This is a genomic window from Streptomyces sp. NPDC058001, assembly GCF_042886315.1.
GTDB lineage: Bacteria > Actinomycetota > Actinomycetes > Streptomycetales > Streptomycetaceae > Streptomyces.
On the sequence record NZ_JBHVQT010000006.1, the window covers coordinates 90540 to 104234 of the forward strand.

The window sequence follows — 13695 nt, forward strand, 5'->3', positions numbered from 1 at the left end:
TAAGGGGTGCGGGGCGCCGCTCCGGGGGGCGGGAAGCAGGAGCGCCCGGGGGGGCGGTTCACCCCGGGCGCCCGCTGGTCATCGGCCGTTCAGCGCGGGCGGGACGGGCCGCCCGGCGCTCCTAGCAGTAGAGGTTGTTCCCCGGCGTCGTACCGAGGATCTGGACGAAGCGGTTGTACGCGTCCACGCGGCTCTGCACCTGCGCCGGGTTCCTGCCGTCGCACTCCAGGGAGCCGTTGATGCTGCGGATGGTCTGGCCGAAGCCCGCACCGTTGACCATGGCGTTGTGGCCGGTCATGGTGCCGGGGCCGGTCTGGGTGTTCCAGTACCATAGGCCCGTCTTCCAGGCGATGGCCGAGTCGTTCTGCACCAGCCAGGGGTTGCCCAGCAGATCGATGCCCAACGCGTCGCCCGCGGCCTTGTAGTTGAAGTTCCAGCTCAGCTGGATCGGACCGCGCCCGTAGTACGCCGCCTGCCCTGCCGGACAGCCGTAGGGCTGGCTCCAGTCGCAGTAGTGCGGGTAGTTGGCGGTGTTCTGCTCCACGACGTACACCAGGCCGCCGGTCTCGTGGTTGACATTGGCGAGGAACGCCGCCGCCTCCTGCCTCTTGACCGTGTCGCTGCCCGTCTTGGCGAACGCCGGGTACGCGCTCATCGCGGCCGTCAGACCGCTGTACGTGTAGAAGGAACTCCGGTTCGGGAACATCTGGTTGAACTGCGCCTCGGACACCACGAACCCGGACGGGTCCGAGCCGCCGTCACACGCGTACGGCTCCCAGAACCAGGTGCTGATGGTCGGGTCGTAGCCCGGGTTGTCGTGCTCGGCGATGTACGCCTTGCCGTCGGTGTAGCGCACGATGTTGCCCGTGACGTAGGACTTTCCGGCGACCCAGGCGGGGTAGCTGGAGCAGGCCGCGGCGGACGCCGGGGACGACGTGGGCCCGAGGACCGAGATGCCGCTCGCGATGACGGCGGCGGCCAGCAGGGCGGTGAAGCGTCGCTTGGACATGCGATCAACTCCTTGAACGCAGCACGGTCGCCCAGGTGGTGAAGACAGTGGGGGGCCGTGCGCGCACACCGGCAGGGCCGGCCACTGGCGCACCGGGCGGGCCGCGGTGGGGGTGGGGAGGCCACTCAATCGCTTTGGTCTGTACCAGTCAAGGGAGTAGACCAATCAAAACGCGCCGAAGCGGGGGGAGTTCACGCCAGGCGGGCACGTCACGGAGTCGGGCGCCTCACGGGATCGGGCGCGTCACGAGGTCGGTGCGACCGGCCTTGGAAACCCCGTGCTGTACGCCACGTCGCCGGCCTCCGAGACGGCGAGGAGTTCATATCCGTCCAGGTCTTCGATCCAGTCCAGGGCCTCGGGTCCCATGACGACGGCCGCGGTGGCGTAGGCGTCGGCCCAGGTGAGCCGAGGGCCGATGACCGTGGCCGAGAGAAGACCCGAAGCGGGTGCGCCGGTGCGGGGGTCGACGATGTGCGCGCCGCGTTCCGCGCTTCCCGATGTGGCCACGGCGAGGTCGCGTCCCGTGACGACGGTCAGCAGCTCCCCCGCCCGGGTCGGGTCGGCGATCCCGACCCGCCAGGGCCGCCCCGGCGACGGCTCGGCGCCGAGTTGGAGATCACCGCCGCCGTTCACGTACGCGCGGTCGACACCCGCCGCGGCGAGGATGCGGCACGCCTCTTCCACCGCCCAGCCCTTGACCAGACCCGAGGGGTCGAGGCGGCCCCCGGGGTACGCGGTGAAGCACCCGCGCGAGCGCCGCTCGGCCCACGCGCACAGGTCGAGCACGTACCGGACCTCGTCCCCCATCTCCTCGACCAGCTCCTCCAGAGTCGCCTCGCCCCGCCCGAGTCTGCTGATGGCGCTGTCGGACCTGTACGTCGAGAACACCCGGTCGACGTGGTGCAGCCAGGCCACCGCGTCGCGTACGGCCCGGTCGACGTCCGGTGTCGCGGGGTGGCGCAGGTCGAAGGAGAACACGGTGCCCATCACCTGCTCGACATGCCGGACCCCCGTCTGCCGCTCAGCCATGTGCCTGGTCCAATGCGCTCTGGAGGGACCTGATGTAGCCGTCGCTGGTGTAACTGGCCCCGGACACGGCGTCGATCTGGGCGCTGTTCGCCTTCAGGGCCGCGCTGGTGAGCCGTGGCACGGCGGTGGCCACGATCTGCTGTTCGCGACCGCCCTGGTCAGGCACCTGGAGCACCTTGACGGCGGTGAGTCGGCCGCCCGCGAGAGTGGCCCGCACCTGCACGGGTCCGTAGCGCGTGTCGATCGCGTCCCCGGTGAAGGTCCCGCTGCGGCCCGCGCCGCTCGACGCGCCGGGGGCGGGAGTGGCGGTCGACGTTCCCGGGCCCGTGGTGCCGGCCGGCGGGGCGGGCGCGGCGACGGCGGGCGAGCCGCCGCCGTGCGGTTTCAGGGACAGCAGCAGCACGACGCCCGTGACGGTCGACAGGACGGTGACGGCTACTCGGCGCACGATGTGCTCCTTCGACTGCGGAGGGATCGGAGGGTGCGGGGGGATCGGGGGGTGCGGGATGGGTGTTTTCGCAGGTGGGCGGCGGCGCGGTCAGAACGCGAACGACTCGTGGTGCACGCGCGCGCCGGGCACCCCGGCGGCCCGCAGCGCCTTGCGGGCCGCCTCCGTCATCCCGGGCGGCCCGCACAGGTACACGTCCCGCCGCGCCACATCGGGGACGAGCCGCGTGAGGGTGTCGGCGGAGAGCGGCAGCCGGTACTCGGCGGGGGTGTCCACGGAGTAGTGGACGCGGGCACCGCGCGCGGCGGCGATGGCGTCGAGTTCGCCGCGCAGCGCGAGGTCCTGCGGGGACCGCGCCCAGTACACGAGGACGGTGTCGCCGGGCAGGGTCTCGAACAGGGCGCGCATCGGTGTGATGCCGACGCCACCGGCGAGCAGCAGCGACTTCCCGGCACGGGCGCGTTCCGGGATGAGAGCGCCGTAGGGGCCCTCGGCCCATATCCGGGTGCCGGGGGTCAGCCGCGCGAGCGCGGCGCTGTGGCCGCCGACGGACTTGACGGTGATCCGCAACCCGCCGGAGCCGGCGGGCGCGGAGAGCGAGTACGGGTTGGCCGTCCACCACAGTCCCGGGGCGAGGAAACGCCAGCGGAAGAACTGCCCCGGCCGGGCCGCCAGCTCCTCCAGCCGCCGGCCCGTGATGTGCACCGACACCACGCCCGGCGCCTCGGGGCACACGCCCGCGACCCGCAGCCGGTGGCGCCACGCTGCCCGTACGGGGGCGAGGAACCGGAACCACACGATGAGGGCCGCCGCACCCAGGTAGAGCCCGTACCAGGCGAGCCGCGCGGGCTGGTTGCCGACGAAGTCCGCGCCGTTGGCGAGCTGGTGACCGAAGGCGAGGAAGATCGCCGCGTAGGTGGCGAAGTGGAGGTAGTGCCAGGTCTCGTAGCCGACGCGGCGGCGAGCCGCGCGGGCCGAGAGGACCGCGGTGAGCAGGAACAGGAAGAACGCCGCCGTGGCTTTGAGCATGTCCGGGTAGTTCAGTACGACGGTCCTGGTCTCGTTCACGATGCCGGTGCCGCCGGTGAGGGAGTAGCCCCAGAGGATGAGCAGGGTGTGCGCGAGGACGAGGGAGATCGTGTAGCGACCGCCCATGGCATGCCAGCGGGCCAGCCGGTCGGTGCCGAGCGCACGGTCCAGCGGGGGTATGCGGGCCATCAGCGCGACGAGGACCGCGCAGGCGTATCCCGCGAGCAGACCGGTGATGCGTCCGGCGTCGGTGAGCCAGCCGGCCAGACCGACCACGGACGGTGTGTCGGACCACCACAGAGCGAGCACGGCGACGGCGCCGGCCCAGATCACGCTCTGCGCGACGAGCGGCGCCGCCCGGGTGCCGGGCCCGCGCGGTGCGGCCCGGTGCGGATGCGCGGCGGGGGCGTCAGCGGTACGCGTGATGCCTGCCACATGTACTCCGATTCTCGCGGTGGCCCGGAGCGACCGCTGTTCGTGGGGAGCGCCTGGCGCTCCACACTCACGGCGCTTTCTCTGAGAACCCTCTGAAGCGGATGCCGATGAGGGGATTCAGAAGAAACTCAGAGGCAAGGTGGCGCCCTCCGCACGGCTTGAGCGACGATGCTGGGACGACCATGCAGACACCTTCTTCGTTCCCTGCGCCTTCTCCCTCGTCCGCCGCGTCTCCCGCTCCCTCGCTGCGCAGGCCGGACGGCGGCTCCGTGCGGGTCCTGGTCGTGGACGACGAGCCGGATCTCACGGATGTCCTGGGTGCCGCGCTGCGCTCCGAGGGCTGGGACGTACGGACCGTGGGCGACGGCGCGGGGGCGTGGGCGGCGGCCGAGGCGTTCCGGCCGGACGCGGTGGTCCTCGACTGGATGCTGCCCGACATGGACGGCCTGGCCGTGCTGCGCGGGCTGCGGGAGCGGTCACCGGGTGTGTGCGTGCTGTTCCTGACCGCGCGGGACGCGGTGGAGGACCGGATCGCGGGGATCACCGCGGGCGGCGACGACTACGTCACCAAACCGTTCAGTCTCGAAGAGGTCATCGCACGGCTGCGGGGTCTGCTGCGGCGGGCCGGGATGACCCGCGAGGGCAGCGAGTCGCGGCTGATCGTCGGGGACCTGGTGATGGACGAGGAGGCGCGCGAGGTGACCCGGGCGGGGCGTGCCGTGGACCTGTCCCGTACCGAGTTCGAACTGCTGCGGTTCCTGATGCGCAATCCGCGCCGGGTCCTGTCGAAGGAGCAGATCCTGGACCGGGTCTGGTCGTACGACTTCGGCGGCCGGGCCCATGTGGTCGAGCTGTACATCAGCTATCTGCGCAAGAAGATCGACGCCGGGCACACCCCGCTGATCCACACGGTGCGGGGTGTCGGCTACGTACTGAAGCAGGAGCCGTCGTGAGACGTCGGCTGCTGCGCGCGCCCAGCTCGCTGCGGACGCGGCTGACCGCAGGGCTCGTGGTGCTGCTCGCGCTGGCGTGTCTCGCCGTCGGAGTCACGACGGTCGTCGCGCTCGAAGGGTTCCTCGTCGGGCGGCTCGACCAGCAGCTCCAGTCGGCCCAGGGCAAGTTCGCCGCGAGCCTGGAGCAGGAGGCGCACCCCGACGGGGACAACGTGCCGGACACCCGGGGCCAGTCCGAGAACACCTTCGGCGCGTGCATCATCGGCGGGCGGATCCAGCGCGCCGCCGTCGTCAAGGACCGGTCCGACGCGGCGGTGCCGCTCACCGAAGCCGACCGGACCACCCTCAACCATGTGCCGGTCGACGGCAAGGGCCACACCATCGAGCTGACGGGCATCGGCCGCTACCGGGTGGTCGCCGTCCTCGGGGACGAGTCCGACACCCTGCTGACCGGGCTTCCGATGCGGCCGGTCGAGGAGACCGTGAGCAGGATGCAGCTCATCGAGGCGGCCGTGTTCGGTTCGGCGCTCCTCGTCACGGCCGTCGCGGGCGCCCTGTGGGTACGGCTGTCCCTCACACCGCTCCAGCGGGTCGCCCGCACGGCGACCGCGGTGACCCAACTGCCGCTCGCGGCGGGCGAGGTGGCGATGCCCGAACCGGTGCCGCAGGGCGATCCCCGTACCGAGGTGGGGCAGGTGGCGCTGGCGCTCAACCGGATGCTCGGGCACGTCGGTGACGCGCTCACCCGGCGGCACGCCAGCGAGGAGCGGCTACGGCGGTTCGCGGCGGACGCCAGTCATGAGCTGCGGACGCCGGTGGCGACGGTCCGCGCGCACGCCGAACTGGCGCTGCGGCACCCGGGTCCGGTACCGATCGAGGTGCGGCACGCCCTGGAGCGGGTGCAGTCCGAGAGTCAGCGGATGAGCGGTCTCGTGGACGATCTGCTGCTGCTCGCCCGGCTGGACGCGGGGCGTCCGCTGGCCCGGGACCCGGTGGATCTGACGCGGCTCGCGATCGACACGCTGGACGACGCGCGCGCGGTGTCGCGGGACCACCGGTGGCTCCTGGACCTGCCGCTGGAGCCGGTGTTCGTGACCGGTGACGAACACCGGCTGCACCAGGTCGTGGCCAACCTGCTCGCCAACGCCCGCCTGCACACCCCGCCCGGCACCACGGTCACCCTGTCCCTGACGGACCACGACGGACTCGCCCGGCTGACCGTGTCGGACGACGGGCCGGGGATCCCCGCGTCGATCCTGCCGCAGATCTTCCAGCGGTTCACCCGGGCCGACCCGGGCCGCTCCCGCACGGCCGGTGGCACCGGGCTCGGCCTGTCCATCGTCGAGGCGGTGGTGATCGCCCACGGCGGCACGGTCGACGTCACCAGCCGCCCCGGCCACACCACGTTCCTGCTGAACCTGCCGAGCACGGCCCCGAAGCCGGAATGAGCCGGCGCCGTGGTCTGCGACTCCAGGAGGTCGGTGCCCCGGTCGGGGCGTGACACCGTGCCGGTCGGGCCGGTGGCGGCCAGGGGTCTCAGGCTTCCCCCGGACTCCCGGGAGCTTCCTTGTCCGGGGCCGGGGGTTGGGCGCGGGCCTTGACGTCCGCTTCGACATCGCTGCGCGACATCCCCTGGTCCCGCGCGAACTCCGTCACCGCGGACTGCACGTCCCGGGCCAGGTCGCGCCAGGCGCGCCACGCGGTCTCGTACGTCGCCGTCTGTGTCTGTGTCCAGCCGGAGCCTTGGGTCGGCGCGTCGTAGGTGTCCCGGAGCGCGAGGACCTTCGCGTGTGCCTCGTTCGCTACCTGCTGCTTCTCGATCAGCTCTTCGATGGTGTGTGCCACGCGCCCGGAGCGTACGGCCGTCCATCGGCCGGTCCCCGCCGCGACCCGCGCGGCGGGGCTCCGGACCGTCAGGCACCACCCGGGTGGCCGCCGGACTACAGGGTGCGTTCCAGGCGGTCCGCCATCAGCTTGACGAAGCGCGCGGGCTCCTTCGGCTGGCCTCCCTCGGCGAGGACCGCCAGGCCATGGAGGAGTTCGGCGGTCTCGGCGAGGCCGGTGCGGTCCGCCCGCTCCGTGAAGCCCTCGTTCAGGCCCTTGACCAGCGGATGGTAGGGGTTGAGTTCAAGGATCCGCTTGGTGGACGGCACCTCCTGGCCCATCGCCCGGTACATGTTCTCCAAGGCGGGCGTGATGTCGTGCGCGTCCGAGACGACGCACGCCGCGGAGACGGTGAGACGCGAGGACAGACGCACCTCCTTGACGTCGTCGCCGAGTTGCTCGCTCATCCAGCCCAGCAGCCCCGCGTACTCCTCGTTCCGCTTCTCCCGGTCCGCGTCGGCCGTCTCCTCCTCGCTGTCGCCGAGGTCGATCTCACCCTTGGCGACGGACCGCAGCGGCTTCCCCTGGTACTGGGCGACGGCGTCGACCCAGACCTCGTCCACGGGGTCGGTGAGGAGCAGCACCTCGATGCCCTTGGCCTGGAACGCCTCCATGTGCGGGGAGTTCTCGATGCTCTGACGGGTGTCGCCCGTCATGTAGTAGATGTCGTTCTGCCCGTCCTTCATGCGCTCGACGTACCGCTCAAGGGTCGTCGGCTCGTTCTCGTCGTGGGTGGACGCGAAGGAGGAGACGGCGAGGATGGCGTCGCGGTTGTCGGAGTCGGTGAGCAGGCCCTCCTTCAGGACCGCGCCGAACTCGCGCCAGAAGGTGGCGTAGCGCTCCGGGGCGCCGGCCATCATCTCCTTCACCGAGGACAGGACCTTCTTCGCCAGCCGACGGTGCATCAACTGGATCTGGCGGTCCTGTTGCAGGATCTCGCGCGACACATTGAGCGACAGGTCCTGGGCGTCGACAACACCCTTGACGAAGCGCAGATACGGGGGCAGGAGCGCTTCGCAGTCGTCCATGATGAAGACACGCTTCACATAGAGCTGTACGCCGCGCTGGTGGCCCCGGTGGAACAGGTCCTGCGGGGCCCGCGCCGGAATGAAGAGCAGCGCCTGGTACTCGAAGGTGCCCTCGGCCTGGAGCCGGATGGTTTCGAGCGGGTCGGTCCAGTCGTGGCTGATGTGCTTGTACAGCTCGTGGTACTCGTCGTCGGACACCTCGTCGCGGGAGCGGGCCCAGAGCGCCTTCATCGAGTTCAGCGTCTCGGGTTCCGGCGCGCCGGCCTCGTCACCCTCCTCCGCCGCCGGGGGCGCCGGGGCGGCCGTCCTGATGGGCCAGGTGATGAAGTCCGAGTACCGCTTGACGATCTCCTTGATCTTCCAGGCGGAGGTGTAGTCGTGGAGCTGGTTCTCGGGGTCGGCCGGCTTGAGGTGGAGCGTGACCGACGTGCCCTGCGGGGCGTCGTCCAGGGTCTCCAGGGTGTAGGTGCCCGCACCGCGCGAGCTCCAGCGGGTGCCCTGGGTCTCGCCGGCGTGCCGGGTGACGAGGGTGACCTCGTCCGCCACCATGAAGCTCGCGTAGAAGCCGACACCGAACTGGCCGATGAGCCCTTCCGCTCCGGCGGTGTCCTGGGCCTCCCGCAGTTCCTTCAGGAACGCCGCCGTGCCCGAGTTGGCGATCGTGCCGATGAGCTGGGACACCTCCTCGTACGACATCCCGATGCCGTTGTCGCGCACCGTCAGGGTGCGGGCGTCCTGGTCCGTCGCGATCTCGATCCGCAGCTCGGACACGTCGGCGTCGAGCGTGTCGTCGCGCAGGGCGGCGAGGCGCAGCTTGTCCAGCGCGTCGGAGGAGTTGGAGATCAGCTCACGGAGAAAGACATCCTTGTTCGAGTAGATCGAGTGGATCATCAGCTGGAGCAGCTGGCGGGCCTCTACTTGGAACTCAAACGTTTCGATCGGCATGGTGCGCGTCTACCTCACAGGTCCCACAGTCGCCGTAACGGTCGGCGCCACTCTAGATCAGCAAGTCCCGTCAAATTCATGGACTTTCGGCCTTTTACGCGGCTCGGGTGCGCGGCACGGCGGGGCACGGACCGGTGTGCTGCGGGACCCGGGGCCGGAAAGTGTAGGGATGTGCGGGTGGTCGGCCGACTTGAATGAGCGGGCTCCGGCGCGTGGCACCTGGCACGCGCCGCCCCGAGGGACCCTCTGGAAAGGGATGCCATGTCGCGTATCGCCGACGACGCCACCACTGCCTGGATCCGCCGCTACCATCCGTCCACCGGCAGCGCCGTACGGCTCGTCTGCTTTCCGCACGCGGGAGGTTCGGCCAGCTTCTACCACCCCGTCTCGGTGCGCTTCGCGCCGGAGGTCGACGTGGTCGCCCTTCAGTACCCGGGGCGTCAGGACCGCCGCAAGGAACCCTGTGTCGATGACATCGCCGTCCTCGCGGACCGGCTCGCCGAGGAGATCGGGGCACTGAGCGAGAAGCCCACCGTCCACTTCGGGCACAGCATGGGCGCGGTCCTCGCCTTCGAGACGGCGCTGCGGCTCGAAGCGGGCGGTGTCAACCCGCCGCGGGCGATCGTCGCTTCGGGCCGCCGTGCCCCGTCGAGGCGGCGCGACGAGCGGGTCCATCAGCGCGACGACAACGGGGTCATCGCCGAGCTGCGGCTACTCAACGGCACCGATTCGGCGGTGTTCGGGCACGACGAGCTGCTGCGGATGGCGCTGCCGGCGATTCGGGGCGACTACACGGCGATCGAGACGTACACCTGCGCTCCGGAACGTCGGGTGCGGTGCGGCGTCACGGCGCTCACGGGCGACTCCGATCCCTGGACGACTCTGGAGGAGGCCGCGGCCTGGAAGGAGCACACGGACGGCGCGTTCCGCCTCCAGGTGTTCCCCGGTGGCCACTTCTTCCTCACGGATCACCAGAACGCGGTGAACGCCGAGATCCTCAAGGAGTTGGACGCGGCCCGTGCGGCGGTGTCCTGAGCCCTGTGCTGCCCTGCGGCCTCCGAGTCGAGGTGCGCGGTCGCCTCGTCGAGGACCACGACCGACGGCGGCTTGAGCAACAGCCGGGCCATGGCGATACGTTGCTTCTCCCCGCCGGACACTGCGGCTTGCGGAAGGCATTCATGAGGTCTGTGTGGTGGCATGAGTTCTATGTGGTGGCCAGGGCTTCGGTGGGAGGCAGTCGGGCGGCTCGCACCGCGGGACAGAAGCCGGCCAGACCGCCGATGACCAGGGCCGCGGAGTCGAGGTCGGGGACGAGTTCGTGCCGGGTCCTCGACCCCCGCGCGCGCGGCCACCGGGAACTGTCGGGTCCTCGACCCCCGCGCCTTCCGGCGGAAAACGTGCCGCTCGGGTTCGTAGCGTTTCCCCCTGCCACGAACCGCACCGAGCCGTGCCGATCGGGAACTGATGAACACGGCCGCAGCCGCCGGTTGTCCGGTCAGTGCCGCGCAGTTGGAGCGCTGGCGTGCGCACGGGCTGCTCCCGCGCCCGCGGGTCGAGTACAGGGGGCGGGCCGGCACCAGGACCGAGTACCCGCCCGGCACCGAGGAGTTGGTGCTCTCGCTCGCCCGGCACGCGGGCCCGCGCCGTACCGTCGACGACCTCGCTCTGATGGCGTTCTTCGACGGCGCTCCGGTGCCCGAAGACGCCCTCAAGCTCGCGCTGGCCCGTACGTATTTCACCGGCCGCCACTCGCACGAGGACGAGGTCGCGAAGGTCGCCGCGACCGTGCCTCCTGAGTGGCGGGACGAGCTGAGTCCGCGGTACGAGGAGGCCGAAGCCGAGGCTCGGCTCGACCTCGAACGGGGTGGCCGGGCCATCCGTCAGATGCGTGTCAATCTGCGTCATCTCCCGGAGCTGGCGCGGGCGCCGAGGCGGACGCACGCCTGCTCGGAGTTCTCACCGGTCTCAATCTCCCCGAACTCCCCGACCACGACCTCGACTTGGCCGATTTGGAAGCGGTACTGCGGTTGGATGCGGACGGGGAAGGCGACGATCTGCTCCCGGTCTGGGAACTGGCCGCCATCAGTCACGCCTCCCAGATGGCCCGATACGAAGAGACCTCGCCCGAGGAACGCCTGACCCGTCTCGTCAACGCGAGCATGGCCGAACTCGACGCCCTGCGCGGTGAAGTACGGGACGCGTTCGACCAGACGCGGATGCGCGCGACCGGAGGCCGGGAGACCACGGCCCGGATCGACCGCCGGTAGAGGACGCGACCCGCGAGCTGTGAGCCGGTGACCACGCCCAGCGCCTCGGGGAAGGTGCACAGCCCCGCGGCCAGCGGTGTCATGCCCCGTTCGTCCTGGAAGTAGAGGGTCAGGGTGAACAGGCTGCCGAGGAAAACCACCGACTCCACGGTCATCACGGTCGTACCGGAGGCGAACAGACGGTTCGTCAGCAGGCGTACGTCGATCATCGGAAGCCGTCTGCGGAGTTCGACGGCGACCATCGCGGCGACCAGGACCGCACCGCCGGCCAGGGCGGCGGCCACCGAGATGGTGGTCCAGCCTCGCGCGGGCCCCTCCGAGACGCCGTACATCACCAGCCCGAACCCGGACGCGGCGAGCAGGAAGCCGGTCAGGTCGAACCGTTCGGCGGGCCGGGCGGGCTGGTCGCGCAGGCACAGCGTGCCGAAGACGGTGGCGAAGACGCCGACCGGCACATTGACGTAGAAGATCGCCCGCCAGGAGACCTGGGTGACGAGTACGGCGCCGAGCACCGGTCCCATGGTGGGGGCGAGGCCGTTGGCGATGCTGAGGACGGACGAGGCCCGAACCCGTTCATGGGGCGCGAAGGTGCGCAGCAGCATCGCCATGCCGACCGAGGCGAGCATGCCGCCGCCCGTGCCTTGCAGCACCCGGTACACGACCAGTTGGCCGAGGCTGGTCGCCGTACCGCACAGGGCCGAGGCCACGGTGAAGACGGCGACGGCGAGGCTCACCAGGTACGAGATCGACACCGTGTCGACGGCCGTGGAGGGAACGTCGAAGGCACGGCCGATGGTCGGCAGCGCCACATTCACGATGGTCATGTCGAGGGTGCTGAGGAACAGCCCGGCCACATAGACGACGCAGACGGCCACCTTCTGGCTGACGGCGACGCGTGGGCCGCGCCGACGGCGGGACACGTCGGCGGCGGACGTCTCGGCCGGGTGCGTGCTCATCCGATCGGAGTGGTGGGCATGGCTGACCTCCGGTTGCTCATCCGCTGCTCATCCAGTTGCTCGTCCGTTGCTCAGTCGTCGAGGACGACGCGGTTCTCGACGGTTCCGAGCCCCTCGACCTCGCCGCGGACCAGGTCACCGGGGTGTACGGAGCCGTGGCCCGGCGGGGTGCCGGTGGAGAGGACATCGCCGGGCGCCAGGGTCAGCGCGGCGGTGAGCCAGGCCAGTTGCTCGGGGACGGTGTGGAACATCTGGGCGGTGCTGCCGTCCTGACGTGGCTCGCCGTTGACCCACTGGCGGATGCGCAGGGCATGCGGGTCGGGGATCTCGTCGGCGGTCACGAACCAGGGGCCGCAGATGCCGTACGTGTCGAATCCCTTGCCGCGGTCCATGCGATGGTTGTCCAGCTCCGCGACGTCCCGCGAGCCGACATCGCAGAAACCGACGTAACCGGCCACCGCGCGCAGGGCGTTGTCCGGAGTGAGGAAGCGGGAGCGGGGCCCGATGACGACGGCCAGCTCCATCTCCGGGGCGACCTGCTCGCTGATGACGGGGTGCCGCAGATCGTCGTACGGGCCGGCCAGGGCACCGGGAGTCTTGAGGCAGCCCTGAGGGCCGCGCCGGGGCGGGGATTCCACACCGGGGGCGGCCGGGCGCCGGGGATAGTTGGCGAGCATGCACCAGATGGTGTGCGGGCGCCCGATCGGCGGGCCGAGCCGTTCCGGTTCGTCGGACCAGAGGCAGTCCGCTTCCAGGTCGCCACTGTCCGCTTGCTCGACAGCCCAGTCGAACGTCCTTCGTACGGCGGTCAGTTGGGGGTCGGCCTGGAGCAGCGCCGGCAGGTCACCACTGGGGATGTCGAGCCGGGCGCGGGCGAGCGCGTCGTCCCGGTGGACGCCCTGGGTCTCCAGGCGTCGTACGGCGGCGGCCTGGATGTCGATGAGGTGGCGCGGAACGACTTCGGCGAGACAGAGCCGGTCACCGAAGGGGGTCCGCCGCGAGGCGATCTTCATGAGTTCGGGGAGCTTTCCGTCGTGGCGGGTGCGGGGGTGGCGTGGCGCGGGGTTCCGGTCCGGGAAGTCCGGAAGACGACCCGGGGAGCCCGGACTTCAGCCGTTGTCGGCGTCCTTGGCGTTCTCGAACCGGATGCCGCCGTCGGTGACGACGGTGACAAACTTGTCGTCGTCGGGCTCGACCGGGACCTGGATCGGCGGCAGGCCCACGGTGTACAGCACGAGTTCCTCGGTCACGAGGAATCGCTCGTCCACCAAGAAACCTTCTTGGTAGGTTGGTGTCAAGGTAGGTTCGGAGCCTTGAACGAATCTTGAAGGAGCTCGGAGATGACCGACACGGATCTGACGGGGACGGCCTCGCTGGTCACCGGCGCGTCGAGCGGCATGGGCGCCGCCGTGGCGCGCGACCTGGTCGCCCGGGGATCGGCCGTCGCCCTGGTGGCCCGTCGCGAGGACCGGCTCGACGCACCCGCGGCGGAGCTACGGGACGCGGGCGGGCGCGCACTCGCCCTGGCCACCGACGTGACCGACGCGGCTCAGGCGCGTACGGCGGTGGAGCGGACCGTGGACACCTGGGGCCGCCTTGACATCCGCCCCCCCAGCGGACGCGGCACGACCCGACGACCCGGCGCGCCTACGAGCGACTGAGCCCCGCCGACGTCGCCGACGCGCTCGCCTACGTCGTGACCCGCCGCCGCC

The 13695-nt window shown here is 70.9% G+C and carries 14 protein-coding genes and 1 pseudogene; 5 read left to right on the forward strand and 10 right to left on the reverse strand.

Annotated elements, in window-relative coordinates; genetic code table 11:
• Window positions 1-121: 121 nt before the first annotated feature.
• The 4 genes from ACFVT5_RS15915 to ACFVT5_RS15930 all read right to left on the reverse strand — a co-directional run bounded on the left by ACFVT5_RS15915 (window position 122) and on the right by ACFVT5_RS15930 (window position 3950).
• On the reverse strand, window positions 122-1009 hold the full coding sequence (locus ACFVT5_RS15915; protein ID WP_389886945.1) for a glycoside hydrolase family 19 protein: 888 nt from the start codon (window positions 1007-1009) through the stop codon (window positions 122-124).
• A 243-nt stretch (window positions 1010-1252) separates the two neighbouring features.
• A complete protein-coding gene (locus tag ACFVT5_RS15920) occupies window positions 1253-2038 on the reverse strand; it encodes an FAD:protein FMN transferase (RefSeq protein ID WP_389886948.1) in 786 nt (261 codons plus the stop codon).
• A complete protein-coding gene (locus tag ACFVT5_RS15925; protein WP_389886950.1) occupies window positions 2031-2486 on the reverse strand; it encodes an FMN-binding protein in 456 nt (151 codons plus the stop codon). The genes ACFVT5_RS15920 and ACFVT5_RS15925 overlap by 8 nt, the downstream gene beginning before the upstream one ends.
• 90 nt (window positions 2487-2576) lie before the next feature.
• A complete protein-coding gene (locus ACFVT5_RS15930; protein ID WP_389886953.1) occupies window positions 2577-3950 on the reverse strand; it encodes a ferric reductase-like transmembrane domain-containing protein in 1374 nt (457 codons plus the stop codon).
• A 182-nt stretch (window positions 3951-4132) separates the two neighbouring features.
• On the opposite strand from ACFVT5_RS15930, the gene ACFVT5_RS15935 reads away from it, so the two are divergent.
• Entirely contained in the window at window positions 4133-4903 is a 771-nt protein-coding gene (locus tag ACFVT5_RS15935) for a response regulator transcription factor (RefSeq protein ID WP_389886956.1), read from the forward strand.
• Window positions 4900-6351 (forward strand): sensor histidine kinase, encoded by a 1452-nt coding sequence (locus ACFVT5_RS15940; RefSeq protein ID WP_389886959.1) that lies wholly within the window; start codon window positions 4900-4902, stop codon window positions 6349-6351. Before ACFVT5_RS15935 ends, ACFVT5_RS15940 begins: the two co-directional genes overlap by 4 nt.
• Window positions 6352-6439: 88 nt before the next feature.
• Here the strand turns inward: ACFVT5_RS15940 and ACFVT5_RS15945 are convergent, their stop codons facing one another.
• Both ACFVT5_RS15945 and htpG read right to left on the reverse strand, forming a co-directional pair.
• Window positions 6440-6748 carry a hypothetical protein gene (locus tag ACFVT5_RS15945; protein ID WP_389886962.1) on the reverse strand — a complete coding sequence of 103 codons (309 nt, stop codon included), beginning with the start codon at window positions 6746-6748 and terminating at the stop codon, window positions 6440-6442.
• A gap of 95 nt (window positions 6749-6843) precedes the next feature.
• Window positions 6844-8760, reverse strand: coding sequence for a molecular chaperone HtpG (gene htpG, locus ACFVT5_RS15950; protein WP_389886965.1), 1917 nt, complete (start codon window positions 8758-8760; stop codon window positions 6844-6846).
• Window positions 8761-9021: 261 nt separating this feature from the next.
• On the opposite strand from htpG, the gene ACFVT5_RS15955 reads away from it, so the two are divergent.
• Complete coding sequence (locus ACFVT5_RS15955) at window positions 9022-9795, forward strand: thioesterase II family protein (RefSeq protein WP_389886968.1); 774 nt, start codon at window positions 9022-9024, stop codon at window positions 9793-9795.
• Here ACFVT5_RS15955 and ACFVT5_RS15960 read toward each other — a convergent pair.
• A pseudogene (locus ACFVT5_RS15960) lies at window positions 9774-9917 on the reverse strand (ATP-binding cassette domain-containing protein); the annotation flags it as partial. The gene ACFVT5_RS15955 and the pseudogene ACFVT5_RS15960 overlap by 22 nt on opposite strands.
• A 307-nt stretch (window positions 9918-10224) precedes the next feature.
• Here ACFVT5_RS15960 and ACFVT5_RS15965 point away from each other — a divergent pair.
• On the forward strand, window positions 10225-10899 hold the full coding sequence (locus tag ACFVT5_RS15965; RefSeq protein ID WP_389886971.1) for a hypothetical protein: 675 nt from the start codon (window positions 10225-10227) through the stop codon (window positions 10897-10899).
• On the opposite strand, the gene ACFVT5_RS15970 is transcribed toward ACFVT5_RS15965, so the two are convergent.
• The 3 genes from ACFVT5_RS15970 to ACFVT5_RS15980 form a co-directional block, all read right to left on the reverse strand.
• Window positions 10847-11983, reverse strand: coding sequence for an MFS transporter (locus ACFVT5_RS15970; RefSeq protein ID WP_389886974.1), 1137 nt, complete (start codon window positions 11981-11983; stop codon window positions 10847-10849). The two genes, ACFVT5_RS15965 and ACFVT5_RS15970, sit on opposite strands and share 53 nt — an antisense overlap.
• A gap of 71 nt (window positions 11984-12054) precedes the next feature.
• On the reverse strand, window positions 12055-12996 hold the full coding sequence (locus ACFVT5_RS15975) for a fumarylacetoacetate hydrolase family protein (RefSeq protein ID WP_389886977.1): 942 nt from the start codon (window positions 12994-12996) through the stop codon (window positions 12055-12057).
• A gap of 96 nt (window positions 12997-13092) precedes the next feature.
• Window positions 13093-13251, reverse strand: coding sequence for a hypothetical protein (locus ACFVT5_RS15980; protein ID WP_389886980.1), 159 nt, complete (start codon window positions 13249-13251; stop codon window positions 13093-13095).
• Window positions 13252-13323: 72 nt separating this feature from the next.
• Here ACFVT5_RS15980 and ACFVT5_RS15985 point away from each other — a divergent pair, with 72 nt between their 5' ends.
• Entirely contained in the window at window positions 13324-13644 is a 321-nt protein-coding gene (locus ACFVT5_RS15985) for an SDR family NAD(P)-dependent oxidoreductase (protein WP_389886983.1), read from the forward strand.
• Window positions 13645-13695 lie beyond the last annotated feature (51 nt).

Bases quoted from the DNA above. Each gene is read 5' to 3' on its own strand.
- htpG (WP_389886965.1), bottom strand. From the start codon at position 8,760: ATGCCGATCGAAACGTTTGAGTTCCAAGTAGAGGCCCGCCAGCTGCTC.
- ACFVT5_RS15935 (WP_389886956.1), top strand. From the start codon at position 4,133: ATGCAGACACCTTCTTCGTTCCCTGCGCCTTCTCCCTCGTCCGCCGCG.
- ACFVT5_RS15985 (WP_389886983.1), top strand. From the start codon at position 13,324: ATGACCGACACGGATCTGACGGGGACGGCCTCGCTGGTCACCGGCGCG.
- ACFVT5_RS15955 (WP_389886968.1), top strand. From the start codon at position 9,022: ATGTCGCGTATCGCCGACGACGCCACCACTGCCTGGATCCGCCGCTAC.
- ACFVT5_RS15970 (WP_389886974.1), bottom strand. From the start codon at position 11,983: ATGAGCACGCACCCGGCCGAGACGTCCGCCGCCGACGTGTCCCGCCGT.
- ACFVT5_RS15920 (WP_389886948.1), bottom strand. From the start codon at position 2,038: ATGGCTGAGCGGCAGACGGGGGTCCGGCATGTCGAGCAGGTGATGGGC.
- ACFVT5_RS15915 (WP_389886945.1), bottom strand. From the start codon at position 1,009: ATGTCCAAGCGACGCTTCACCGCCCTGCTGGCCGCCGCCGTCATCGCG.
- ACFVT5_RS15975 (WP_389886977.1), bottom strand. From the start codon at position 12,996: ATGAAGATCGCCTCGCGGCGGACCCCCTTCGGTGACCGGCTCTGTCTC.
- ACFVT5_RS15965 (WP_389886971.1), top strand. From the start codon at position 10,225: ATGAACACGGCCGCAGCCGCCGGTTGTCCGGTCAGTGCCGCGCAGTTG.